The sequence below is a fragment of the Roseomonas genomospecies 6 genome (genome assembly GCF_008365375.1).
Classification (GTDB): Bacteria; Pseudomonadota; Alphaproteobacteria; order Azospirillales; family Azospirillaceae; genus Azospirillum.
This window is the reverse complement of record NZ_QOKW01000005.1, coordinates 109,470-132,681: the sequence shown is the minus strand read 5'-3', so window position 1 is coordinate 132,681 and position 23,212 is coordinate 109,470. Positions and strand designations below refer to the sequence as shown.

Here is a 23,212-nt window from a genome sequence, read left to right as displayed (position 1 = left end):
CATCTTCGTGAACCGCTGCGAACCGCGGAGAATGCAGAGCTTCGCGTCTCCCAGACGTGAAGCCTCCCTGTTCAACTCGCCGCTAGCCCAATGGGTTAGCGGCGGTTTTTTTTGTCCGGAAGGCGAGCGCCCCCACGCGCGTAGATCTGCTGTGGCACGCAATATTCATCGAGTTGCACCACCACGGCTCCGGGCTGGCTGTTCAAGCCCACCCAGGCATCATAGCCGACGATGTCCCCCGGTATGTTCCGATACAGGCCGTAGGCGAGATAACGGACGTCGGACACCGGTATCCGCACTCCGGCGAGGGACGACGCAACGACTTCGTTGCAAGGGTTCGGGCTCAGCCGATCCAGGGCGCTCACCGCGCCGGGTTCGGGAGCGGCCTGCGGCGGCGGGCTCAACCCGGCGCACGCGGCCATGAAGCACGCCGACGCCATGCTCCCGGCCCGAAGCACCGCGCGGCAGCGAGATGCCTTTCCAACCGCCAATCTCATCATCGAACCGTCCTCCCGTGCACCGCTTCCCTGTTCCGTCGGGCAAACAAGCAGGAGGCTGTCCAGGTCCCAGGAGCGTCGGGCTATGGGCTAGGGAGGGAGCATGTCCAAACCCGGCGCGGTCGGCGGCATGCTCCTCTCGATCAATGCCGAAGCATCAATCCACCACCGTGATCCCCTTCGGGCGCCTCGTCTCCGTGGGCAGATGGTCGGCGGAGAGAACGCGCTGGTAGGTGCCGTTCGTCTGGATCATCACACGCTGGCCCGGACCGAAGATCGGTTCGTCGACCGCCTGCTCCTGCACGATGGTGATCGTCCGGCCGTTGGCCAGCGTCACCACATATTCGAGTCCCGTGCGGTCCGAAACCGCCTGCTCCACCGCGGCACCGGCCACGGCGCCCACCAGCGCGCCGCCGAGGATCGCCGCCAGGTTGCCGGAGCCCTTGCCGACGTTGGACATCGCCAGACCGCCCGCCGCGGCGCCGACCAGACCGCCGGCACCCGTGTTCTGGCCCTGGATGTCCACCGGGCGGGTCGCCATCACGGTGCCGAATTCGACCGAGGTCGCGCGCCCCACGTCGCGGTGGCTGTAGCGGTTCTGACTCTGGTTGGCGCAGGCGCCCAGCGACAAGGCCGCCACGGCGAGCAGCGCCGCCGCCATCCGGCGCTTCATGGATTGCCGGAGATTCGTTTCTTGATCGGAGACGGACATCGCACCCTCATGCACGCGCGGCGCGGCGCCCGGACAGGGACGCCACCGGAGCGAGCATGGCCGCGCAGCGGGCCGATGTCCATGCGAGATTGCGTCGCTGCGGTGCGGTTCCCGCGCGTTACCAGCCCCGGCCCGAGGACCATCCGCCGTAGAACTGCACGCTCGGCCCCGGATAAGGGCGCGGACCCCAGTCGTTCCGCCAGGAACGATGATGGTGATGGCGCGGCGGCCCCCAATAGGGGGGAGGAGCGACCACCACGGGCGGCGGCGGGCGGTAGCCCGGCACGACGATCACCCGGCTGCCCGGCGGCGGCACGATCACCGTAGGTCCGCCATACGGAGAACCGCCGTACCAGCGGCCTCGGTCGCGCGGACCATGCGCGTCCGCCGTCGCGGGAAGGACGGAAAGCGCCAGCGCCCCGGCGATGCCCAGCACCGCCAGGCGGACCGCCGGACGGGGCCCCGCGGCCAGGGCGCTGGGCACGGCGCGGGAAAGAATGCGGTGGAGGAACGTGGGGATCAGCGCGCTCATGCCGGACTTCCTTCGCAGGTCCGGCGGCGCCCGTTCGTCGGTGTCCGGCGCCGCCACACTGCGATGAACAGGCGGCAGCACCGGACTATTCCCGGACGAGCGTCAATGGCTCATCAGGACCGGAACCGTCATGTGCTCCAGCATGTAGCGGGTCATGCCGCCCAGAACCTGCTCGCGCAGGCGCGACCGGCCATAGGCCCCCATCACCACCAGATCGCAGGACTCGTCGGCAACCGTGTTCAGCAGCGTGTCGCCCGGGTCGATCTGGTCGGTGACGATGTGGGTGGCCTCCACACGGCACCCATGGCGCGACAGGTGCTTGGCGATGTCCGCGCCCGGCTCGTCGCCGATGCCGGCCAGACCGGGCTTGGGATTGACGGCCATCACGACCACGCGCTTGGCGGTGCTCAGGATGGGCATGGCGTCGGCCACCGCGCGGGCCGCCTCGCGGCTGCCGTTCCAGGCGACCAGCACGCGATCCCCGATGTGGGGGAAGCTGCCGGCGTAGGGCACGACCAGAAGCGGACGCCCGCACTCGAACACCAGATCCTGCGGCATCACGACCGGGCGGTCGCGGTCGCGGTGCGGGTCGGTCTGCCCGACCACCACCACGTCGGCGTAGCGCCCGTGCAGCGCCGCGGTGTCGGTCGGATGCCCGTAGAGGGCCCGCCATTCCGAACGCTCCGTCAGGCCGCAGCGGCGCACGGCGTCGTCGAAGAAGGCCTGCGCCTTGGCGGCCTGATTCTCGGTGTAGCCGCGCTGCATGGCGCGCACCTCGTCCGGCAGCTCGGCTTCGACATAGCCCGGCAGGGTCAACGGGACGATGGGGTAGAGGCCGGTGATGTGGCCGTCGGTGCGCGCGGCCAATTGGGCGGCGGCGGCGATTCGCGCCGACGCGGCGGCCGTGTCGTCCACAACCACCAGCAGATCCTTGAGTGCCATGGCGATTCTCCCTCGCTCGCGCGGGCGGGCGGTCGTCATGCACCACCTCTTCTCGCGCATTGGTCGAAACTATAGCCCGGCGGCGCCCCGTCTGACGATGGTCAGAATGGAGAACGCTGGCATGCCGCTTCTGCGCGTCCGGACCGGCGTCCGGACCGGCGCCCGACCGCGACATCCGACCGCGACATCCGACCGCGGCGACCAGCCGGCAACCTGCCGTGGTTCGCCCCGGGCCGGCACGCAAGCCGCCGGGCGCGGTCGCACGCATTGCTACAAATCGAAACATCGCCAGGGAAACCATCAACCGTGATTTGCATGAATACCCCAGTATGATGGCCAGCTCCGTCCTCCGGCAACTATAGTGCGGCGATGCTTTCCGCGATCTTCGACGGCTTTTGGGCGGCTTTGGTTTTGACGGGCGGGCGTTCTTTCGCGTAAGTGTTGACCGTGGTTTTCCCAACGGTGTCTCGACCATTCCCGCCCATGAAGCCGGACCCTCATCTCGCCTCTCTTGCCGCAGCCCTGTCCGGCACCGATACCGGGGCTCCGGCGCTTGGTACCCTGCGGCAGCTTCTGGACGTCATGCCGGTGATGGTCGGCCTGCTCGACACGCAGCGGCGCCATCTCTACGCCAACCAGGCGTACCTGAACTACATGGGCCGCACGGCGGACTCCATCGTCGGGACGACGGTCGGCGACATCCTGGGGCCGGAAACCATGCGCAACACCAGCGCCGCGGTCGAACGCGCGCTGGACGGCGAGACGGTGCAGGTGGAAGGCTGGCTTCCCCGCGCCGGCGGCGGCAATGACTACGTGACGCGGGTCCACGCGCCCTACCGCAATCCGGACGGCTCCATCGCCGGCTATTTCCTCATCATGCAGAACATGACGGAGCGGCGGCGCACGCAGGACGACCTCTTCAGGCTGGCCTACTACGACCCGGTGACCGGGCTGGCGAACCGGCTCCTGCTGGTCAAGCACATGGCCGACTTCCACGGCATGGGAGAGCCCTTCACGCTGGTCATCGTGGATTTCGACCGCTTCGTGGACGTCCGCACCAGCCTGGGCCAGGGCTTCGCCAACGAGATCCTGACCGACGTCGCCACGCGGCTGAGCCTGCAGGCCGGCTCGGTCGACCTGATCGCCCGAATCAGCGATCACGCCTTCGCGCTGCTGATCGGCGGCACCCAGGACCCGCGGGAGGTGGAGGAGCGGCTGACCACCATCGCCTCGCTCGTCCGCACCGCCAAGACGGCCTCGGGCGCCTCGGTGTTCCTGTCGGCCAGCATCGGCGTGGCCTCTTCCTGCGACACCCACACCCGGCCCGAGGACGTGCTGCGCGACGCGGAGATCGCCACGGGCCGCGCCCGCGAGCAGGGCGGCGGGCGCCATGCCTGGTTCGATCCGGCCATGCACGCCCGCGTCGTGGAGCAGGTGCGGCTGGAGCATGACCTCCGCCGCGCGCTGGAACGGGGCGAGGAGCTGTGGGTCGCCTACCAGCCGATCGTGGAGATGGTCACCGGCGGGCTGGCCGGGTTCGAGGCGCTGGTGCGCTGGAACCACCCGGAGCGCGGCAACATCCCCCCCGGCGTCTTCATCCCGATCGCCGAGAGCACCGGCCTGATCGTCACGCTGGGCGCCTGGGTGCTGCGCGAGGCGTGCCGGCAGATCGCCGAATGGCAGGACAAGCGCCTGCCCGGTTCCGCCAACCTGTTCATGAGCATCAACCTGTCCACCCGCCAGTTGAACGACCCCGATGTCTTCTCGCTGGTGCGCGACGTGCTGCGCGAGACGGGGGCCGAGCCGTCCTGGATCAAGCTGGAGATCACCGAAAGCGCGGTCATGGAAAAGGCCGAGCAGTCGATCCGCCTGCTGCAGAGCCTGCGCGGGCTGGGCATCAAGATGTCCATCGACGATTTCGGCACCGGCTATTCGTCGCTGTCCTACCTGCACAAGCTGCCCATCGACAGCCTGAAGGTGGACCGGTCCTTCGTCATGGCCATGCACCAGTCGGAGGAAAACCGCGCCATCGTCCGGATCATCATGGATCTGGCGCGTCTTCTCGGCTTCGATGTCATCGCCGAGGGAATCGAGACGAGCGCCGACGCCAACCTGCTGCGCGCGCTCGCCTGCGACTATGGGCAGGGCTATCACTTCGCCCGCCCGATGCCCGCCGCCGACGCCGACCGGCTGGTCGGCACCGAGCATCTTCCCTGGCAGATGCCGCGCTGAGCGGCATCCACCACTCACCCGCTCAATAGTAAGGAGCGCCCAGCCCTTCGGCCTCGAACGCCGCCTGCACCGCCGGGCGGGCCAGCACGCGGCCGAGGTAGGGGCCGAGGTTCGGCAGGCTGCGCGCCGGGGTGGTCATGAAGCGGGTCCAGCGCGCCAGCATGAACAGGTACGGGTCGACGGCGCTGTAGCGGTCGCCCAGGAACCAGTCCCGGTCCCCCAGCGCGCGGTCCAGAAGCATGAAGCGTTCCAGCAGCCGGGCCTCCGCCATGGCCTTCACCGAGGCTTGCGCCTCCGTGCCCTCCGCGTGGCGTTCGGGGTAGAAATAGACCAGCATGTCGGCCTGGACGGTGTTGGTCAGGAAGACCAGCCACTGGTAGAAGCGCGCGCGCTCCGCCGTGCCGACCGCGGGGGCCAGCCCGGCCGCCGGGTGCGAGTCGGCCAGATGCAGGCAGATCGCCGCCGACTCGAACAGCACCAGATCGCCGTCCACCAGGGTCGGCACCCGGCCGTTTGGGTTCAGCCGCAGATAATCCGGCGCCTTGTGCGCGGCGACGCTGCGGTCCAGCATGACCATGTCGAACGGCAGCCCGATCTCGCGCAGCAGGATGTGCGGCGCCATCGACGCGGAACTGGGCATTCCATAGAGCGTGAGCATGTTTCCCCTTTCCCTTTGAGCCCCCGAGCCCTGTGCGGCGAGCCCGGGCGCAAGGATGAACCACGGAGACACGGAGGCACAGAGAGATCCGGCCTCCCTGTGCCCATCACTCCGTGCCTCCGTGTCTCTGTGGTGAAAAGACCCGCCACCACGCGGGGCGCCATGCATGGCGGGCATGCCCGCTCCACCAACCGATTCTCCGGCTTTGTCGGGAGAGCGAACCATGCGTATGATCGGGGACGCCGTTTAACATTTTCAACACCGGCGGGCCGGCACCGGCAACGACCGACTCCGGCGGCGAACACAGGGAAAGTGAACATGACCGAACAGGGCACCGCGGCCATCGCACATTCCGGGGCTGGAAATTCCGCAGCCAGCCGCGACAAGGCGTATTTCCTGCACCCCTATACGAACCTGCACGCGCACGAGACCCAGGGACCGCTGATCGTGGAGCGGGGCGAGGGCGTGCGCGTCTTCGACGACAGCGGCAAGGAATACATCGAGGGGCTGGCCAGCCTCTGGTGCGTGTCGCTGGGCTGGGGTGAGGAGCGTCTGGTGGAGGCCGCCACCCGCCAGATGCGCAAGCTGCCGACCTATCACGTCTTCGGCCACAAGAGCCACGAGCCGGGCATCGACCTGGCGGAGCGGCTGATCAAGCTGGCGCCGGTGCCGATGTCCAAGGTGTTCTTCGCCAACTCCGGGTCGGAGGCGAACGACACGGTCATCAAGCTGATCTGGTATTACAACAACGCTCTCGGCCGTCCGGAGAAGAAGAAGATCCTGTCGCGCGTGAAGGCTTATCACGGCGTCACCGTGGCGACGGCCAGCCTGACCGGCCTGCCGAACAACCACCGCGACTTCGACCTGCCCATCGCGCGCATCCACCACGCCGACTGCCCGCACCACTACCGCTTCGCCGAGCCGGGCGAGAGCGAGGAGGACTTCGCGACCCGTCTGGCGGAGAGCCTGGAGAAGCAGATCCTGGCCGAAGGGCCGGAAACCATCGCCGCCATGTTCGCGGAACCGGTGATGGGCGCCGGCGGCGTGATCGTTCCGCCCGCGACCTATTTCGCGAAGATCCAGCCGATCCTGAAGAAGTACGACATCCTTCTGGTCGCCGACGAGGTGATCTGCGGATTCGGGCGCACCGGCAATTTCTGGGGCAGCCAGACCATGGGCATGCAGCCGGACATCCTGAGCTGCGCCAAGCAGCTCTCCTCCGGTTACCTGCCGATCTCCGCCGTCATGGTGTCGGAAAAGATCTATCAGGCCTGCGTGGACGAGAGCAAAAAGATCGGCACCTTCGGCCACGGCTACACCTACTCCGCCCATCCGGTGGCGGCGGCGGTCGCCATCGAGACGCTGAAGATCTACGAGGAGCGCGACATGGTCGGCCATGTCCGCGCCGTGGCCCCGCTGTTCCAGCGCCGGCTGAAGGCCCTGGCCGACCACACGCTGGTCGGCGAGGCGCGCGGCGTAGGCCTGATCGGCGCCATCGAGCTGGTCGCCGACAAGGAGACCAAGGCTCCGTTCGAGCCGGTGGGCCGGGCCGGCGCCGCCGTGAACGCGCTGACCCAGGAGAACGGCCTGATCATCCGCGCCATGGGCGACAGCGTGGCGCTCTGCCCGCCGCTGGTCATCGGCGAGGAGGACATCAACATCATGTTCGACCGCCTGACCACGGCGCTGGACGCCGCGATTCCCGTCCTGCGCGGGTAATACCAGCGGTCATTGATGATGACCGCTGGTATCCCTGCCGACCGGCACGGCGGCGGCCCATGCCGCCGAAGCTTTTGATCCTGACAGGTCAGGATCAAAAGCCGCTGGTATAAGGGCCGGTTCCGCGACGACGAAGGGCCGCCACGCCGAACGGCGCGGGCGGCCTTTTTCGTTGGAAAGCCAACTCAGAAACGCGAGGTGTCGATGACCAGCGTGGACACCGGGATGCCCGCCGCCTCCGCGTCGCGGATCAGCGCCTCGGCGGTCGGCCAGATCATGCGCCCGCCCAACTCCACCAGCGTGTCGTTGCGCACGGCCATATAGCCGCCGACACTCGCCATGCGGATCAGCCGCGCCAGACGCACCGGCTGCGGCGCGGGCTCCTGCACCACCGGTGACGGCGTTTCGGTGCGGGACGGAGGCGGTGCAGCCGGGCGGGACGCCGGACGGAAGGGGATGATCCTGTTTCCACCGGCGGCACCGCGATTCAGCCCCGGATCGGACGTCTGCCGGACCCGCGCGCTGTCGAACGTCAGAACGGCATTCATCATGCAACACTCCTCGTCAACGGCTTACGTAAACTTTCCCACCGTTCCGCTGTCGGCGTCCATACGACCTTGCGCGTAAACTGGTCATGACGAAGGTAATCAGAGCAATCGCAAAGGAAACGATCACCCCATCCTCTCTATTATGCCTGACAAATATTCTCCGAGCTTGGTTGTCAACATTGAAACCTGGAACAGGGGGCGGATTTCCAAACCGTCACCACGCTGCGGAACGCCCCGGCCACGGCACACGTCGCCTGACGGATCATCGGTTCCGGAAACCATTCCGCCCGGCCGGGCCGATGGGATTCGGACTTTCGGAGGACGAACCTATTGACCTCGGTCAATGCCCGGTGGCAACGCGGCGACGATCATGCCATCTTCCTAACGTGCTAGACCCGGTGGCTGAATTGCGCCGGACGGCACCCGCCCCTTCGGATGAACGCGAACGGAACGCGCGATGGATTACGAGAGCTTTTTCCGCACCCAGATCGCCAGCCTGAAGCAGGATGGCCGCTACCGGGTCTTCGCCAACCTCGAACGGCACGCGGGGAACTTTCCGAAAGCCACCTTCCGCGACTCCGCCGGGAAGGAGCGGGAGGTCACCGTCTGGTGCTCCAACGACTATCTGGGCATGGGCCAGAACCCGGTCGTCCTGAAGGCGATGCACGACGCCATCGACGGTGTCGGCGCCGGGGCCGGCGGAACACGCAACATCTCCGGCACCAACATCTACCATGTGCTGCTGGAGCGCGAACTGGCCGACCTCCACCAGAAGGAGGCGGCGCTGCTGTTCACCTCCGGCTACGTGTCCAACGACGCGACGCTGGGGACGCTGGGCAAGCTGCTGCCGAACTGCGTGATCCTGTCGGACGCGCTGAACCACAATTCGATGATCACCGGCATCCGCAACAGCGGCGCCGAGAAGCACATCTTCCGCCACAACGACCCCAAGCACCTGGACGAGCTGCTGTCGCAGATCGCCCCGGACCGCCCGAAGGTCGTGGCGTTCGAGAGCGTCTATTCCATGGACGGCGACGTCGCCCCGATCCACGACCTCTGCGACGTCGCGGAGAAGCACGGCGCCATGACCTACCTGGACGAGGTGCACGCGGTCGGCATGTACGGCCCGCGCGGTGCCGGCGTGGCGGAGCGCGACGGCGCCATGGACCGGCTGACCATCATCGAGGGCACGCTGGGCAAGGCGTTCGGCGTTCAGGGCGGCTACATCACCGGGTCCGCCGCGCTGGTGGACTGCATCCGCAGCTTCGCCGCCGGTTTCATCTTCTCCACCTCCCTGTCGCCGGTCCTGGCCGCCGGGGCGCTGGCCAGCATCCGCTATCTGAAGACCAGCCAGACGGAGCGCGACCGCCACCAGGAGCGCGCCGCCACGCTGAAGCGCCTGATGGCCGACGCCGGCCTGCCGGTGATGCCGTCGGCCAGCCACATCGTCCCGGTGATGGTCGGCGACGCGCACCGCTGCAAGCGCGCCTCGGACGAGCTGCTGGAACGCCACGACATCTACGTCCAGCCGATCAACTACCCGACCGTGCCGCGCGGGGCGGAGCGCCTGCGCTTCACCCCCACCCCGCTGCACGGCGACGCCGAGATGGCGCGCCTCGTCGAGGCGCTGCTCGACGTGTGGAGCCGCCTGGACCTGCGGCTGGCGGCCTGATTCCCGGACATCCCCTTTCCCGAGGCGGAAGGGGGATTCGGTGATCTCCTGTGGTGGCTTCATCGGCGCTCTGGACTTGCGGGCCGGGGCGCCTTACCTTTAGACGTCACTGAGAACGCTTCGCAGCGTCCGCACACGTCTGAAGCCACCGGCCTAAAGCCACCGCCCAGGAGTTCGCCATGTACCGTGACAACTCGCTGATGCCGAAGGAGGCCGTGCGCCTCGCCGTCCTGGGCACGCTGATCCAGAACGGGCCGCAGCGTTACGCCGATCTGGCCGGCGCGCTCCGCCATTTCCTCGACCGCATCGTCGGCCCGTCGCTCGACCTCATGGGCACCTCGCTGGAGATGCTGCGCTACGAGGGGTTGATCGAGGCGCTGGACGGCAGCGGCATGGAGGACAACGCCCTGCTCGGCGCGACCGAGGCCGGACGGGCGGAGTTCGGCACGCTGATGCGCGCCAATGTGCGCGCCCCGTCGGCGGATGGGCTGAACAAGCTGGTGATCGCGCTGAAGCTGCGCTTCCTGCATCTGCTGGACGTCGAGTCGCAGCGCGACCAGATCGACCACCTCGCCTCCCTGTGCGAGACGGAGCTGGCCCGGCTGGGCGATCTGAAGCGGGCGAGTGCCGGAACCGACGGTCATTTCGCCGAATGGCTGGACCACGACATCGCCCAGGCCGAAGAGCGGCTGAACTGGTTCAACGGCCTCCTGTCGCGGTTGTGATCGGCGCGGCGTTTTAGCCGCCTTTCATGCGAGCGTTTGTTTCACGTTAGGGTTCTGGTGTAACTTTCGGGCATAGACTGCCTAACCCGAAAGCATAGTCAGGACCCCGCCATGGCCTCCAACCTGTCGCCCGACGATCTCGAAGACCGCCTGCGCGTCGAATTCATGGACGACGCCCGCGACCGGCTGGAGGTGATGAACGCCGCTCTGGACGGCGTGTCCAAGGGCACGCGGGAGCATGGCGAGGCCATCGGCGTTCTCCGCCTGGAAGCCCACAACTTCAAGGGCATGGGGACCAGCTTCGGCTACCCCACCGTCAGCCTCGTCGCCCACCGCCTGGAAGATTACCTGTCCGGCCTGAAACAGCTCGAGCCGCGCGAACTGAACGACGCGCAGGTCTTCGTGGACCGAATCGCGGAGCTGGTGGACCGCGCCGAGCAGCCGCAGGTTGCCGAAACGAACCGGATCATCCGCGCCCTGCCGGTGCGCTACCAGTTCGAGATCACCGACATCCAGATCAGCAACGTCGAGATCATGCTGGTCACCCCGTCCAAGGTCGTCGCCAAGAAGGTGGGAACGGAGCTGGCGGCCTGCGGCTACCGCACGGTGACGGTCAGCGACCCCATCGAGTCGATCAGCCTCGCCGTGCGTGTCCCGCCGGACATGCTGATCGCATCGATGGTGATGGACGGTCTGTCCGGCCTGGACCTGATCCGCGGCCTGCGCGCGATGAGCATCACGAGCAAGGTGCCGATGGCGCTTCTGACCTCGATGAACCTGGACAACCCGGCCCTGAAGGAAATTCCGCACGGGGTTTCGGTCATCCGTGTCGGCGAGCATTTCGGGGAAGACTTCGCGGCGGTGGTGGCGAAGCACAACCTCGGCTGAGGTTGGGGATTTTCGGGGGGCAACCACCCGCATCAATAAAGATGCTGCCCCCCGGTGATGAACATTTCCGTCCCGGTGACATAGCCCGAGTCGGGGCCGCACAGATAAAAGATCACCGCCGCCACATCCTCCGGCGTCCCCATGCGCTTCAGCGGGATGCGCGGGATCAGCACGTCGTATTCCGGGCCGGTCATGGCGGTTTCGATCTCGCCCGGCGCCACGGCGTTGACCCGCACGCCGATCTCCGCGAACTCCACGGCCATCTCGCGGGTCAGGCCGGACAGCGCCGCCTTGGACGTCGAATAGGCCGACCCCGCGAAGGGGTGCACCGAATGGCCGGCGATGGAGGTGACGTTGACGATCGCCCCCTTCGCCCGCGACAGCGGCGCCGCGAAGCCGCGGGCCAGCACCAGCGGGGCGAAGAAGTTCAGCTCGAACACCCGGTGCCAGCCTTCGATGGCCCCGTTCAGACAGCCGAGACGCTCCTTGATCGGCGTCTTGGGCGAAATGCCGGCGTTGTTGACGAGCGCGTGCAGCGGCCCGCCGTCCAGCGCGCGGTTGGCCTCCTCCAGGAAGTGCGCTCGGCTGTCCGGATCGGACAGGTCCGTCGGTATGTGATGGGTCCAGTTCGGATCGCGCCGGCAATGGTCCGGCACCTCCTCGCGGGAACAGGAGATGACCCGCCAGCCCTCGGCGCTGAAGCGCTGCACGGTGGCGTGGCCGATGCCCCGGCTCGCGCCGGTGAGAATGACGGTTTTACGGTGCGGCATGATGTCCGAGGATAACCCGCTTCGCCGCAGCGCGCCAGCGCGGCCGTTGCCGGACAGCGTCGACACCGTTGACGGGCGCCCCGCACCGCCCAACCTTCAGCATGTCCCGACCGCACCCCCGATCCCTGGAGGACCGCCGACATGCTTCCCCGTTTGATGGCTGTCCTTCTGCTCTCCGGCGGCATCCTGGCCGGCCTGGGGAGCGGCGTGGAGGCGAAGGCCGCCACCTGCGTGCCGCCCGGCGGCTGGTCCGACGCCGCGGCCCGCCCCGTGGACACCGCCGACCTGCTGCGCCGCGCCGCCGCGTCCCCCGCCGTCCTGCTGGGGGAACGGCACGACAGCGCCGACCACCACCGCTGGCAGCTTCATACGCTGGCGGCGCTGCACGCCCTGAATCCCGATCTGGCGGTCGGCATGGAGATGTTCCCGCGCAGCGTCCAGCCGGTCCTGGACCGCTGGAGCGCCGGGCAACTGACCGAGGCGGAGTTGCTGCGCGACACCAACTGGCCGAAGGTCTGGGGCTATGACGCGCGCTTCTACCTGCCGATCCTGCATTTCGCCCGCATGAACCGGCTGCCGGTGATCGCGCTGAACGTGGACCGCGGGCTGGTCAGCCGCACCGCGCGCGAGGGCTGGGCCGCCATTCCCGCCGCCGAGCGGGAGGGCGTGGGCGACCCGGCCCCTCCCCCGCCCTCCTACACCGAGCGGCTGCGCAAGGCGATGGCCGCCCACGGCCCGAACGAGCGCCGCTCCGGCAGCTTCGAGCGCTTCGTGGAGGCCCAATCCGTCTGGGACCGCGCCATGGCGGAGCGGATCGCCGACGTCCGGCGCCACACCAACCGCACCATCGTCGCCATCCTGGGCCAGGGGCACATCGAAGGGCGCGACGGCGTGCCGCACCAGCTCGCCGATCTGGGGATCGCGGACGGCGTCGTCCTGCTGCCCTGGGATTCCGACCGCCCCTGCGAGGAGCTGGACGGACGCATCGCCGACGCGGTCTACGGGCTGGGCGAGAGCGAGCCGCCGGCCGAGGCGCCCCGCCCGCGGCTGGGCGTGGTCCTGGAGCAGGAGCAGGCGGGGGTGCGGGTGCGCTCCGTCGCGGACGGCAGCGTCGCCGCCGCCGCCGGGCTGGCCGCGGGCGACATCGTGGTCGCCGCGGCGGGCGCCCCGGTCCGCGAGGTGTCCAACCTGACGGCGGTTGTGCAGCGCCAGGCCCCCGGCACATGGCTGCCCCTGACGGTGAGGAGGGACCAGGGCACGGCGGAACTGGTGGCGAAATTCCCGGCGGAATGACGGGGGGTTTAGAGCATCCGCTCCCACTGCGCCAGCACGTCCGGCGTCGGGTTCACCGCGGGGGCGAAATCGTTCCGGCCCAGCCGCGACCGGTGCTCCCGCAAGGCCCACTGGACGGTCGGGAAGGCCAGATCGTCCCAGGGGATTTCCTCCCAGCGGAACAGCCCGACCTCCTGGCTTTCCGGACCGGCGGACACGTCGGGCGACAGCAGGCGGGCGCGGAAGATCAGTTGCACCTGGCTGATCCGCGGGATGTCGTAGACGGCCAGCAGCGAATCGATGGCGATCCTGGCCCGCGCCTCCTCCCACGCCTCGCGGGCCGCACCCTCCATGGTGCTTTCGCGTTCCTCCATGAAGCCGGCGGGCAACGTCCAGTAGCCCTTGCGCGGCTCGATGGCGCGGCGGCACAGCAGGATGCGGCCTTCCCACACCGCCACCGACCCGACGACGATCAGCGGATTCTGGTAGGCGATGTAGCCGCAATCCGGACAGGTCAGCCGCTCGCGGTCGTCGCCGGGCGGAATGGCGCGGAGACGGGGGCCTTTCGAGGGGCCTTGGGGGGAGCCGGAGGAGGCGGTCGGATCGTCGGGCATCCGTCGGATATGGCGCAGACGGGCGCGGCGAGCAAGTCCGCAGGCGGATGGTTCGGAGACGACCATGGCCTGCGCCTTTGTTCATTGCCCGTTCTCTTTCCTGATTCGTTCCTGTAGTCTCGGGAATCCTGTAATCTCGGGATTTGCAATCTCGGGATTTGCGGCGTTCTTCGGGGAATTTCATGCAGTTCGCGTTCGATCCGCAGTCGGTGGCACAGTCGGTGGCTCTCGGTGCCCTTGCCGGCGCCCTCCTCGGGGCGATTCTCGCCGGCATGATCGTGCGCCTGTACGCCGCACGCGCCGAGGCCGAGGCCAGCGCCATCCGCGCCGAACTGGTCACCCGGCTCGACGTCGCGGAGCGAATCGAGGATGACCTGCGGGAGGAGGTGGAGGCCCGCGACCACCAGATCGCCCGGCTGAACGCCGAGCTGTCCACCGCCCGCGAACGGCAGGCGGAGCTGTCCACCACGCTGGCCCGCGAACGCGCGTCGGCGGCGGAGAAGCTGGCCCTTCTGGAGCGCGCCCAGGCCACCCTGTCGGACAGCTTCAAGGCCCTGTCGGCGGAGGCCCTGCGCTCCAACAACCAGAGCTTCCTCGACCTCGCCAAGGAGACGCTGGCGACCTTCCAGGAGCAGGCGCGCGGCGACCTGGAGAAGCGGCAGACCGCCATCGCCGACATCGTCGCCCCGGTGCGGCAGTCGCTGGAGCGCATGGACGGCCAGATCCAGGAGATGGAGCGCAGCCGGGCCGGCGCCTACGAGGGGCTGAAACAGCAGGTGCTGTCGCTGGTGGAAACCCAGGCCCAGCTCCGCGCGGAAACCGGCAACCTCGTCCGTGCGCTGCGCAGCCCGGTGGCGCGCGGGCGCTGGGGCGAAATCCAGCTCCGCCGGGTCTGCGAAATGGCCGGGATGCTCGACCACTGCGACTTCGTGGAGCAGATGAGCGTGGAGAGCGCCGGCGGGCGGCTGCGCCCGGACCTCGTGGTCAAGCTGCCCGGCGGCAAGACCATCGTGGTGGACGCCAAGACGCCGCTGGAGGGCTATCTCGATGGGGTGCAGGCCGGCGACGACGCCGCCCGCCGCGACGGACTGTCGCGCCACGCCCGCCATGTGCGGGAGCATATGAAGCAGCTCGGCACCAAGGCCTATTGGGACCAGTTCGAGGAGTCGCCGGAATTCGTCGTGCTGTTCCTGCCCGGCGAGAACTTCTTCTCCGCGGCGCTGGAGCACGACCCCGCGCTGATCGAGGCGGGCATCGACCACCGGGTGATCCTCGCCACCCCGACGACGCTGATCGCGCTGCTGCGCGCCGTCGCCTACGGCTGGCGCCAGGAGCGGCTGACCGACAGCGCCCGCGAAATCAGCACCTTGGGGGCCGAACTCTATAAGCGTCTGCACGATCTGGGCGGCCATATGGAACGGCTGGGGGTGCAGCTCGACCGGGCCGTAGGCTGCTACAACGGGGCGGTCGGCAGCCTGGAATCCCGCGTTCTGGTGACCGCCCGCCGCTTCCGCGACCTGCACGCCACCCCCGACAGCGCGGAGGAAATCCCCCTGCTGGAACCGCTGGACCACGCCCCGCGCCCGCTCCAGGCGCCGGAGCTTCGGGCCGCGGCCCGTGCGTGAGGGTCCCGTGCAACCCTGATTTTCCCCATTCTGTTTCGACTTGCAAAGAACGGGATCGGTCCCAATCTCCCTCCTGTCATTCTGCTTCGGACTGCCGGCCTGCTACGCCTTCGGGTGCCCAGATCGTTGCTATGCCTGGACACAGTCTGATGCGCCGCACCGGTCGATGCGGCGCCATTCATTCAATCGGAGGGCAATCATGCCTGTCGGTACCGTCAAGTGGTTCAACAGCACCAAGGGTTATGGTTTCATTCAGCCGGACAACGGCGGTGCGGACGTGTTCGTCCACATCTCCGCGGTCGAGCGCGCGGGCCTGCGCAGCCTGAACGAGGGCCAGAAGGTTTCCTACGAGGAACAGCGCGATCCGAAGCGCGGCAAGACCTCGGCCGAAAACCTGAAGGCCGTCTGAGCCACGTCTCTTGGCACGGCTTGGAAAGGGCACCGGGAAACCGGTGCCCTTTTCCGTTGCGCGTCTTTCCTCTACAAGCACACCCTGACTTTCGGAGTTCCCCCATGGCCAAGACCAAGAAGAAGCAGCCGGTGGACAGCGCCTTCGTGCTGTTCGACGTTCTGTACGAAGACGGCGCCCGCACCTCCAACCGCAAGGTTCCCGGCACGCTGGTGGGCGGCCTGGACGGCGACGAGCCAGCCCGCGGCTTCCTTGAAGAGCAGGACCGCAAGATCGCCGAGATGTCCGGCAACCCCCGCGGCCCCATCAAGTCGATCACCCGCTCGCCTCTGTGAGGCGCGGCCGGCGAAATGATATTGGCGGGTTGCGCTTTCCGCCTTCCTTGACCTCGTGGCCCGCCCCTCATATTTTGACAGATTGCCGCACCTCCACGCACCGCTGCTGAGTTCCCATGGCCGTTCTGGATATCCTCGTCGCCCCGCATCCCGTCCTGAAGCAGAAGGCGAAGCCCGTCGAGAAGGTCGACGCGCGCATCGCCAAGCTGATGGACGACATGGTCGAAACCATGTACGCCGCGAAGGGCATCGGCCTCGCCGCCCCGCAGATCGGCGTCCTGGAGCGCGTCATCGTCGTGGACGTGCACGAGAAGGACGAGGAGCCGAACCCCATCCGCCTCGCCAATCCGGAAATCGTCTGGAAGTCGGACGACACCTCGGTGTGCGAGGAGGGCTGCCTGTCGGTCCCCGACCAGTATGCCGAGGTCACCCGCCCGGCGGCGGTCCGCGTCCGTTACCTCGACGAGAACAACGAGACCCGCGAGATCGAAGCCGACGGCATGCTGGCGACCTGCATCCAGCACGAGATCGACCATCTGAACGGCGTTCTGTTCGTCGATTACCTGTCGATGCTGAAGCGCAACATGATCCTGCGCAAGGTCCAGAAGATGCAGCGCGCCTAACCTATCGACGTTGGACGATCCTTCATGACGCCGCTCCGCCTCGTTTTCATGGGCACGCCGGATTTCGCCGTGCCCAGCCTCCGCGCGCTGGCCGATGCCGGGCACGAGGTGGTTTGCGTCTACAGCCAGCCGCCCCGCCCCGCCGGGCGCGGGCAGCAGGTGCAGAAGTCTCCGGTCCACCGCTTCGCCGAGGAGCGGGGCATCCCCGTGCGCACGCCCAAATCGCTGCGCAACGCCGAGGCGCAGGCGGAATTCGCCGGGCTGAAGGCCGACGCCGCGGTGGTCGCCGCCTATGGGCTGATCCTGCCGCAGCCGATCCTGGACGCGCCGCGGCTGGGCTGCCTGAATGTGCATGGCTCCCTGCTGCCACGCTGGCGCGGGGCCGCCCCCATCCAGCGCTCGATCCTGGCGGGCGACGCCGAGACCGGCATCACCATCATGCAGATGGACATCGGGCTGGACACCGGCGCCATGCTGCTGAAGGACGCGGTGCCGATCACCGCGGACACCACCGCCAGCAGCCTGCACGACGCCTTGGCCGACATGGGCGCGCGGCTGATCGTGGAGGCGCTCGACGGCCTCGCCGCCGGCCGTCTGACCGCCGAGCCCCAGCCCGAGGAGGGCGTGACCTACGCCGCCAAGCTGACGCGCGAGGATGGCCGGCTCGACTGGACGCGCGACGCCGCCACGGTGGAGCGGCAGGTCCGCGCCCTCACCCCCTGGCCCGGCTGCTGGTTCGACATCCGTGGCGAGCGCATCAAGGTGCTGAAGGCCGAACCCGCGCCCGGCGCGCGCAAGGCCGCGCCCGGCACGCTGCTGGACGACCGACTGACCATCGCCTGCACCGATGGCGCCGTACGCCTCACCCTGGTCCAGCGGCCCGGCAAGGCCCCGGTGGACGGCGCCGCCTTCCTGCGCGGCTTCGCCCTGCCCGCCGGCACCCTTCTCGGCGACGCCGCATGCAGCGCTGGAAACTGACCCTCGAATATGACGGCCGGCCCTTCGTGGGCTGGCAGCGGCAGGACAACGGCCCCTCCGTCCAGCAGACGCTGGAGGAGGCGATCGAACGTCTGTCCGGCGAGACCGTACGCGTCCACACCTCCGGACGTACGGACGCGGGCGTACATGCGCTCGGGCAGGTCTGCCACTTCGACCTTGAAAAGCCATTCACCGGGCTGAAGCTGCGCGACGCGCTGAACTTCCACCTGAGGCCCGCCCCGGTCGCCGTCCTGCTGGCCGAGGCCGTTCCGGAAGACTTCCACGCCCGCATGACCTGCCTGGGACGCAGCTACGTCTACCGCATCGTCAACCGCCGCGCCCCGCTGGCGCTGGAGACGGGCCGCGCCTGGCACGTCATGCGCCCGCTCGACGCGGAGGCGATGCACGAGGCCGCGCAAGTTCTGGTGGGCCAGCATGACTTCACCAGCTTCCGCGCCTCGCTCTGCCAGGCCAACTCCCCCGTCAAGACGCTGGAGCGGCTGGCTGTGGAGCGGATCGGCGACGAAGTGCGCGTGCACGCCGCCGCCCGGTCCTTCCTGCACCATCAGGTGCGCAACATGGTCGGCACGCTGGAGCTGGTCGGGGCCGGCAAATGGAGCGCCGACGACCTGCGCCGGGCGCTGGAGGCGCTCAACCGCTCCGCCGCCGGGCCGACCGCCCCGCCGGACGGGCTGTATTTCGTCGGTGCCCGCTACTGACGCCGCAAGGCGGCGTCTGGCGTTCCACATCGAGAACCGATAGATTCTCCGGCGAACGATCAACCGGCCGGGTTCCCGCCGCCGTGCATCGCCGTCCGCCGCGCCTGTTCCCGCCGCTGTTGCTGCTGCTTGCCGCCCTGCTGCTGACCGGCTGCGGGGTGGACGGCGATCAGGCGGCCCTGTGCCGGAAGCTGATCCCCGCCTTCGAACCCGGCCCCGTCACGGTCTCGGACACGGCGGCGATGGCGGGCGAGGAGCCGACTCTGCGCCTGACCTACCGCGCGGGTGCCGAGACCCACTGGATCGCCTGCCGCTTCGGCGGACGCTTCTTCGATTCGCGCCGGCACGAGCTTGTGGCGGTGGCGACCGACCGCATGGGGTGGCTGACGCCCATGCAATTCACCATGCTGCGCGTCTGGGCCGGCCTTCCCGCGGCGCGCCTCGGCCTGCCGCCGGAGGCGACCGGGCCGGAACGGGGTCCGCGGACGGATTGGGCGCCGGTCCTGTTCTTCCTGCAACAGGTCATCAACGCGGCCACGGTGGCCTGCGTCTACGGGCTGCTGGCTCTGGGCTACACGCTGGTCTACGGCATCCTGGGGCAGATCAATCTGGCGATGGGCGAGTTGACCATGATCGGCGCCATGCTGACCGCGATGGGCGCGGCGGCGCTTGGCATGGCCGGGCTAGGCGGCCTGCCTCTGGCGGTGCTGGGCGTCTTCGCCACGGTGATGGCCTTCACCGCCGTGCAGGGCTGGACCATGGACCGGCTTGTGTTCCGCCGCCTGCGCCGCGCCCACAGCCACACGCCGCTGATCGCCGCCGTCGGCTTATCCATCGCCTGGCAGGAGGGGATGCGGCTTCTGCAGGGAGCCCGTGACTGGTGGCCCGCTCCCTTCCTGGCCGACCGGCACGAGCTGTTCAGCGATGGTGCCTTCACCGTCACCGCCCTGACCTCGCAGGCGGCGATCCTGCTGATGACCGGAGGGCTGTACACCCTGCTGTGGGCCGTCATGCAGCGCACCGCCTATGGCCGCGCCCACCGCGCCTGCGCCGACGACGTGGAGGCGGCGGAGCTGGTCGGGGTGGATGTGGACCGCACGGTCGCCATCACCTTCGCGGTCGGCGGCGCGCTGGCTGCGGCGGCGGGAGCGGTGATCGCGCTCTATTACGGCGGGGTGAATTTCTACACGGGCTATCTGGTGGGCTTCAAGGCGCTGGCCGCCGCGGTGGTCGGCGGCATCGGATCGGTCCCCGGCGCCATGCTGGGCGGCGCTCTGCTGGGGTTGGTCGAGACCTTCTGGTCGGCCTATTTCGCCATCGCCTACAAGGACATCGTGGCCTTCGGCCTGCTCACCCTCTTCCTGATCTTCCGCCCGGACGGGCTGATGGGCCGAAGCCGCGGGCGGGGGGATTGAACAGCCCCCCGGTGCCGGTGGCCGGTCAGGGCAGGGTCGCCCCCATGGCCGCGGCGATGGTGTCCAGGTCGCGGTCGGTCACCGTGAACAGCCCGAAGCGGAACGGATAGCCCCAGTTCCGCACCCCGGCGGAAAAGTCCAGCCGATCGAGCAGGGGCTGGATCGGCGTCTCCCGCCCGTCCAGCCAGCGCACGTCGCGGCGGAAGGGAACGAAGCCCCCGCCCATATCGAACCGGTAGGGGTCGCCGTCCCGCACGATCCCGACGGCGGTGAAGGATTGCAGGCGGTCCTTCCCCTGGAACCGCTCCGTCGGCGAGTAATAGGCGACGCGGTCCCCCGGGAGGATGCGGCGCAATGGCGCCGCCTTGCCGTGGCAGACCTGCATGAAGCCCTCCGCCCGCCCCCGCCGGACATGCTCGGCGGAGGCGATGGCGATCCAACTGCGGCTGGTGGTGGCCTGACTCATGGCGCGCCTCATGCTTCCATCGGGGCGAAGACGCGCAGGCGGTGCCCGTCCGGGTCCAGAGCGACGAAGGTGTGCCCGAAATCCATGGCGGTGGGCGGTTGGGCGATGGTCAGGCAGCGCCGCACCCAGTCGTCGTGAAGGGTCTGCACCGCCTCGGCGTCGGCCACGCGGAAACCGATCTCGCCGCTGCCGCCCAGCGGTCCGACAGAGGCCGCCGGCTGCACCGTGTGGCGCGACCACAGCCCCAGCATGACGCCGGAGTCCAGGGCGAACATGGCGAAAGTGGGCGACGCCTCGACCGGCGGCTTGCCGGTCAGGTCGGCGTAGAAGGCGGCGCTGGCGGTGGGGCTGTCCACATAGAGAAGGATGATGTTGGCGCTGAACATGGGCTGGCTTCCTCGCTGGTCTCCGGTACGGGCGATCCCGTCCGGCGAAGACCAAGCTAGGGCAACACACTGACAGTTTCTGTCAGCAGCCGTGCGCGGACGCGCTCACCGCTCCGGGATGCCCTCGGCCTCGCGCCACTCCTTCAGCAACGCCTGCCGCCGCCGCGGGTAGCGGGCGTCCAGCGGACTCACGGACACGATGCGGTCGGCGCGGAAATGGCGGATCGCCCCGCGCAGCTCGCACCACGCGACCAGGACGCGCAAACGGTCGAAGAAGCCGAGCGCGAAGGGCCAGACGATGCGGTCGGTGGCGGCCCCGTCGCGGTCGCGGTAGGCGATGGAGAGCTTGCGCTCGCTGCGGATGGCCCGCCGGACGATGGCGAGGTCGACGCCGTCCCCGACGATTGGTTCGCCCGGCCCGACGAGCAGCGCGGAGGCGTCCATCCGGTCGCGGAGGTCCGGCGGAAGCACCGCCGCGATCTTGGCGAGCGCGTTCTGCGCCGCCGCCCCCAGCGCGCCGTCCGCACGGTCGGCCACCCAGCGGATGCCGAGGGCGAGCGCCTCGATCTCCTCCTCCGCGAACATCAGCGGCGGCAGCAGGAAACCGGGCTGCAGGAGATAGCCGACGCCCGGCTCTCCGTCGATCCTCGCCCCCTGCGCCTGCAAGGTGGCGATGTCGCGGTAGATCGTGCGAAGGCTGACGCCGAGTTCGTCGGCGAGGACATGCCCGCTGACCGGCCGGCGGTGGCGCCGGAGGCATTGGATCAGATCGATCAGCCGTTCGGCGCGCGACACCGCAGCAGGCCCCGAAAATGCCGAAGCGGAGACGGCTTGACTGCCATCCCCGCTTCGGGCGTCACATCGTGAAGGCGTACGGCCTGTTACAGGCTGCGGACGTCCGTCAGGTGCCCGGTCACCGCAGCCGCGGCGGCCATGGCCGGGCTGAGCAGGTGGGTGCGCCCGCCGCGGCCCTGACGGCCTTCGAAGTTGCGGTTGGAGGTCGAGGCGCTGCGCTCGCCCGGCGACAGGCGGTCGGCGTTCATGGCGAGGCACATGGAACAGCCCGGCTCGCGCCACTCGAAACCGGCCTCGGTGAAGATCTTGTCCAGACCCTCTTCCTCCGCCTGCTCCTTCACCAGACCCGAGCCGGGGACGACCAGGGCGCGCACGCCCTCGGCCACCTTGCGGCCCTGCGCGATCACCGCGGCGGCGCGCAGATCCTCGATGCGGCCGTTCGTGCAGGAACCAATGAAGACGGTGTCCACCTTCACGTCGGTCAGCTTCTGGCCGGGCTCCAGGCCCATGTAGGCCAGCGAGCGCTCGACGGCGGCGCGCTTGCCGGCGTCGGCCACGTCCGCCGGGTTCGGAACGGTGGCGGTGATCGGCAGCACGTCCTCCGGGCTGGTGCCCCAGGTGACCTGCGGAACGATGTCGGCGGCGTTCAGAACGACGGTGGTGTCATAGACCGCGCCCTCGTCCGACGGCAGGGTCTTCCAATACTCCACCGCCTGCTCCCAGGCGCCGGCCTTCGGAGCCAGGGCACGGCCCTTCACATACTCGAAGGTCTTCTCGTCCGGGGCGATCAGGCCGGCGCGGGCGCCACCCTCGATGGCCATGTTGCAGACGGTCATGCGGCCTTCCATCGACAGGCCGCGGATGGCCTCGCCGGCGAATTCGATGACGTGGCCGGTGCCGCCGGCGGTGCCGATCTTGCCGATGATCGCCAGCACGATGTCCTTGGCGGTCACGCCCGGCGGCAGTTCGCCGTCGACGCGGACCAGCATGTTCTTGGCCGGCTTCTGCAGCAGGGTCTGGGTGGCCAGCACATGCTCCACCTCCGACGTGCCGATGCCGAAGGCGAGCGCGCCGAACGCGCCGTGCGTGGCCGTGTGGCTGTCGCCGCAGACGATGGTGGCGCCGGGCAGCGTGAAGCCCTGCTCCGGGCCGACGATGTGCACGATGCCCTGGCGGACGTCGTCCATCGGGAAATAGCGGATGCCGAAGTCGCGCGCGTTCTTGTCCAGCGTCTCGACCTGGATGCGGCTTTCCTCCTCGACGATGCCCTTGGAGCGGTCGGTGGTCGGCACGTTGTGGTCGGGCACGGCGAGGGTCGCTTCCGGACGGCGCACCGGACGGCCGGCAAGCCGCAGCCCCTCGAACGCCTGCGGGCTGGTCACTTCATGGACCAGATGGCGGTCGATGTAGAGGATGCAGGTGCCGTCGTCCTGACGGTGGACGACGTGGCTGTCCCAAATCTTGTCGAACAGGGTGCGCGGCTTGGACATAGCAACTCTCTCTCGCGGCAATTCTCTCTCGCAAACCACAGACCGGACGAACGAAGCGTGCGGTAAGAGGGCCGCACAATAGCCGTCTCTTTCAACCAGGACAAGGCCGAGCCTGTGGAAAACCCCCGCATTCCGCATCGGGGGAAACGGGCGATTCCTTTTGCCCGTCCGCCGGGTGGCGGCCCGCACG

The 23,212-nt window shown here is 68.7% G+C and carries 25 protein-coding genes; 13 read left to right on the top strand and 12 right to left on the bottom strand.

Going from position 1 to position 23,212, the window contains the following annotated elements; translation table 11 throughout:
- Window positions 1-95: 95 nt before the first annotated feature.
- From DS843_RS08790 to DS843_RS08775, 4 genes are all read right to left on the bottom strand, one after another.
- Complete coding sequence (locus DS843_RS08790) at window positions 96-422, bottom strand: hypothetical protein (protein WP_149468512.1); 327 nt, start codon at window positions 420-422, stop codon at window positions 96-98.
- A 232-nt stretch (window positions 423-654) separates the two neighbouring features.
- Window positions 655-1,170 carry an outer membrane lipoprotein gene (locus DS843_RS08785; protein ID WP_286192013.1) on the bottom strand — a complete coding sequence of 172 codons (516 nt, stop codon included), beginning with the start codon at window positions 1,168-1,170 and terminating at the stop codon, window positions 655-657.
- A 157-nt stretch (window positions 1,171-1,327) separates the two neighbouring features.
- Complete coding sequence (locus tag DS843_RS08780; protein ID WP_149468511.1) at window positions 1,328-1,741, bottom strand: hypothetical protein; 414 nt, start codon at window positions 1,739-1,741, stop codon at window positions 1,328-1,330.
- A gap of 102 nt (window positions 1,742-1,843) precedes the next feature.
- Complete coding sequence (locus DS843_RS08775; RefSeq protein ID WP_149468510.1) at window positions 1,844-2,683, bottom strand: universal stress protein; 840 nt, start codon at window positions 2,681-2,683, stop codon at window positions 1,844-1,846.
- Between the two features lie 483 nt (window positions 2,684-3,166).
- Here DS843_RS08775 and DS843_RS08770 point away from each other — a divergent pair, with 483 nt between their 5' ends.
- The gene (locus DS843_RS08770; RefSeq protein ID WP_149468509.1) at window positions 3,167-4,915 is read left to right on the top strand and encodes a putative bifunctional diguanylate cyclase/phosphodiesterase; all 1,749 of its coding nucleotides are present in this window, start codon (window positions 3,167-3,169) and stop codon (window positions 4,913-4,915) included.
- Window positions 4,916-4,937: 22 nt separating this feature from the next.
- Here the strand turns inward: DS843_RS08770 and DS843_RS08765 are convergent, their stop codons facing one another.
- On the bottom strand, window positions 4,938-5,573 hold the full coding sequence (locus DS843_RS08765) for a glutathione S-transferase family protein (protein WP_149468508.1): 636 nt from the start codon (window positions 5,571-5,573) through the stop codon (window positions 4,938-4,940).
- Between the two features lie 318 nt (window positions 5,574-5,891).
- Here DS843_RS08765 and DS843_RS08760 point away from each other — a divergent pair, with 318 nt between their 5' ends.
- Entirely contained in the window at window positions 5,892-7,292 is a 1,401-nt protein-coding gene (locus tag DS843_RS08760) for an aspartate aminotransferase family protein (protein WP_149468507.1), read from the top strand.
- 185 nt (window positions 7,293-7,477) lie between these two features.
- Here the strand turns inward: DS843_RS08760 and DS843_RS08755 are convergent, their stop codons facing one another.
- Window positions 7,478-7,843: a hypothetical protein gene (locus DS843_RS08755; RefSeq protein ID WP_149468506.1), complete on the bottom strand. Its 366-nt coding sequence runs from the start codon at window positions 7,841-7,843 to the stop codon at window positions 7,478-7,480.
- 454 nt (window positions 7,844-8,297) lie between these two features.
- Here DS843_RS08755 and hemA point away from each other — a divergent pair, with 454 nt between their 5' ends.
- The 3 genes from hemA (at window position 8,298) to DS843_RS08740 (ending at window position 11,125) form a co-directional block, all read left to right on the top strand.
- Window positions 8,298-9,512 carry a 5-aminolevulinate synthase gene (hemA, locus tag DS843_RS08750; protein WP_149468505.1) on the top strand — a complete coding sequence of 405 codons (1,215 nt, stop codon included), beginning with the start codon at window positions 8,298-8,300 and terminating at the stop codon, window positions 9,510-9,512.
- Between the two features lie 179 nt (window positions 9,513-9,691).
- Window positions 9,692-10,237: a hypothetical protein gene (locus tag DS843_RS08745; protein ID WP_149468504.1), complete on the top strand. Its 546-nt coding sequence runs from the start codon at window positions 9,692-9,694 to the stop codon at window positions 10,235-10,237.
- 111 nt (window positions 10,238-10,348) lie between these two features.
- Window positions 10,349-11,125 (top strand): response regulator, encoded by a 777-nt coding sequence (locus DS843_RS08740; RefSeq protein WP_149468503.1) that lies wholly within the window; start codon window positions 10,349-10,351, stop codon window positions 11,123-11,125.
- Between the two features lie 32 nt (window positions 11,126-11,157).
- On the opposite strand, the gene DS843_RS08735 is transcribed toward DS843_RS08740, so the two are convergent.
- Window positions 11,158-11,895, bottom strand: coding sequence for an SDR family NAD(P)-dependent oxidoreductase (locus DS843_RS08735; RefSeq protein WP_149468502.1), 738 nt, complete (start codon window positions 11,893-11,895; stop codon window positions 11,158-11,160).
- Between the two features lie 141 nt (window positions 11,896-12,036).
- Between DS843_RS08735 and DS843_RS08730 the strand changes: the two genes are divergently transcribed.
- Entirely contained in the window at window positions 12,037-13,188 is a 1,152-nt protein-coding gene (locus tag DS843_RS08730) for a ChaN family lipoprotein (protein ID WP_149468501.1), read from the top strand.
- 8 nt (window positions 13,189-13,196) lie between these two features.
- Here the strand turns inward: DS843_RS08730 and DS843_RS08725 are convergent, their stop codons facing one another.
- A complete protein-coding gene (locus DS843_RS08725) occupies window positions 13,197-13,781 on the bottom strand; it encodes an NUDIX hydrolase (protein WP_149468500.1) in 585 nt (194 codons plus the stop codon).
- 182 nt (window positions 13,782-13,963) lie between these two features.
- Here DS843_RS08725 and DS843_RS08720 point away from each other — a divergent pair, with 182 nt between their 5' ends.
- From DS843_RS08720 to DS843_RS08690, 7 genes are all read left to right on the top strand, one after another.
- The gene (locus DS843_RS08720) at window positions 13,964-15,406 is read left to right on the top strand and encodes a DNA recombination protein RmuC (protein ID WP_149468499.1); all 1,443 of its coding nucleotides are present in this window, start codon (window positions 13,964-13,966) and stop codon (window positions 15,404-15,406) included.
- A gap of 199 nt (window positions 15,407-15,605) precedes the next feature.
- On the top strand, window positions 15,606-15,815 hold the full coding sequence (locus DS843_RS08715) for a cold-shock protein (RefSeq protein WP_014239340.1): 210 nt from the start codon (window positions 15,606-15,608) through the stop codon (window positions 15,813-15,815).
- 104 nt (window positions 15,816-15,919) lie between these two features.
- Window positions 15,920-16,150, top strand: a complete 231-nt coding sequence (locus tag DS843_RS08710; RefSeq protein WP_149468498.1) for a hypothetical protein — start codon at window positions 15,920-15,922, stop codon at window positions 16,148-16,150.
- Between the two features lie 116 nt (window positions 16,151-16,266).
- Window positions 16,267-16,773, top strand: coding sequence for a peptide deformylase (def, locus tag DS843_RS08705; RefSeq protein ID WP_149468497.1), 507 nt, complete (start codon window positions 16,267-16,269; stop codon window positions 16,771-16,773).
- A 24-nt stretch (window positions 16,774-16,797) separates the two neighbouring features.
- Window positions 16,798-17,751 (top strand): methionyl-tRNA formyltransferase, encoded by a 954-nt coding sequence (fmt, locus tag DS843_RS08700; RefSeq protein WP_149468496.1) that lies wholly within the window; start codon window positions 16,798-16,800, stop codon window positions 17,749-17,751.
- Window positions 17,733-18,470: a tRNA pseudouridine(38-40) synthase TruA gene (gene truA, locus DS843_RS08695; RefSeq protein WP_149468495.1), complete on the top strand. Its 738-nt coding sequence runs from the start codon at window positions 17,733-17,735 to the stop codon at window positions 18,468-18,470. Before fmt ends, truA begins: the two co-directional genes overlap by 19 nt.
- 83 nt (window positions 18,471-18,553) lie before the next feature.
- Entirely contained in the window at window positions 18,554-19,885 is a 1,332-nt protein-coding gene (locus DS843_RS08690) for a branched-chain amino acid ABC transporter permease (RefSeq protein ID WP_149468494.1), read from the top strand.
- A gap of 25 nt (window positions 19,886-19,910) precedes the next feature.
- Here the strand turns inward: DS843_RS08690 and DS843_RS08685 are convergent, their stop codons facing one another.
- The 4 genes from DS843_RS08685 to leuC all read right to left on the bottom strand — a co-directional run bounded on the left by DS843_RS08685 (window position 19,911) and on the right by leuC (window position 23,022).
- On the bottom strand, window positions 19,911-20,351 hold the full coding sequence (locus DS843_RS08685; protein ID WP_149468493.1) for an EVE domain-containing protein: 441 nt from the start codon (window positions 20,349-20,351) through the stop codon (window positions 19,911-19,913).
- Between the two features lie 8 nt (window positions 20,352-20,359).
- Entirely contained in the window at window positions 20,360-20,737 is a 378-nt protein-coding gene (locus DS843_RS08680) for a VOC family protein (protein WP_149468492.1), read from the bottom strand.
- A gap of 105 nt (window positions 20,738-20,842) precedes the next feature.
- Entirely contained in the window at window positions 20,843-21,532 is a 690-nt protein-coding gene (locus tag DS843_RS08675) for a helix-turn-helix transcriptional regulator (RefSeq protein ID WP_149468491.1), read from the bottom strand.
- A gap of 86 nt (window positions 21,533-21,618) precedes the next feature.
- Window positions 21,619-23,022 carry a 3-isopropylmalate dehydratase large subunit gene (leuC, locus tag DS843_RS08670; protein ID WP_149468490.1) on the bottom strand — a complete coding sequence of 468 codons (1,404 nt, stop codon included), beginning with the start codon at window positions 23,020-23,022 and terminating at the stop codon, window positions 21,619-21,621.
- Between the last annotated feature and the right edge of the window lie 190 nt (window positions 23,023-23,212).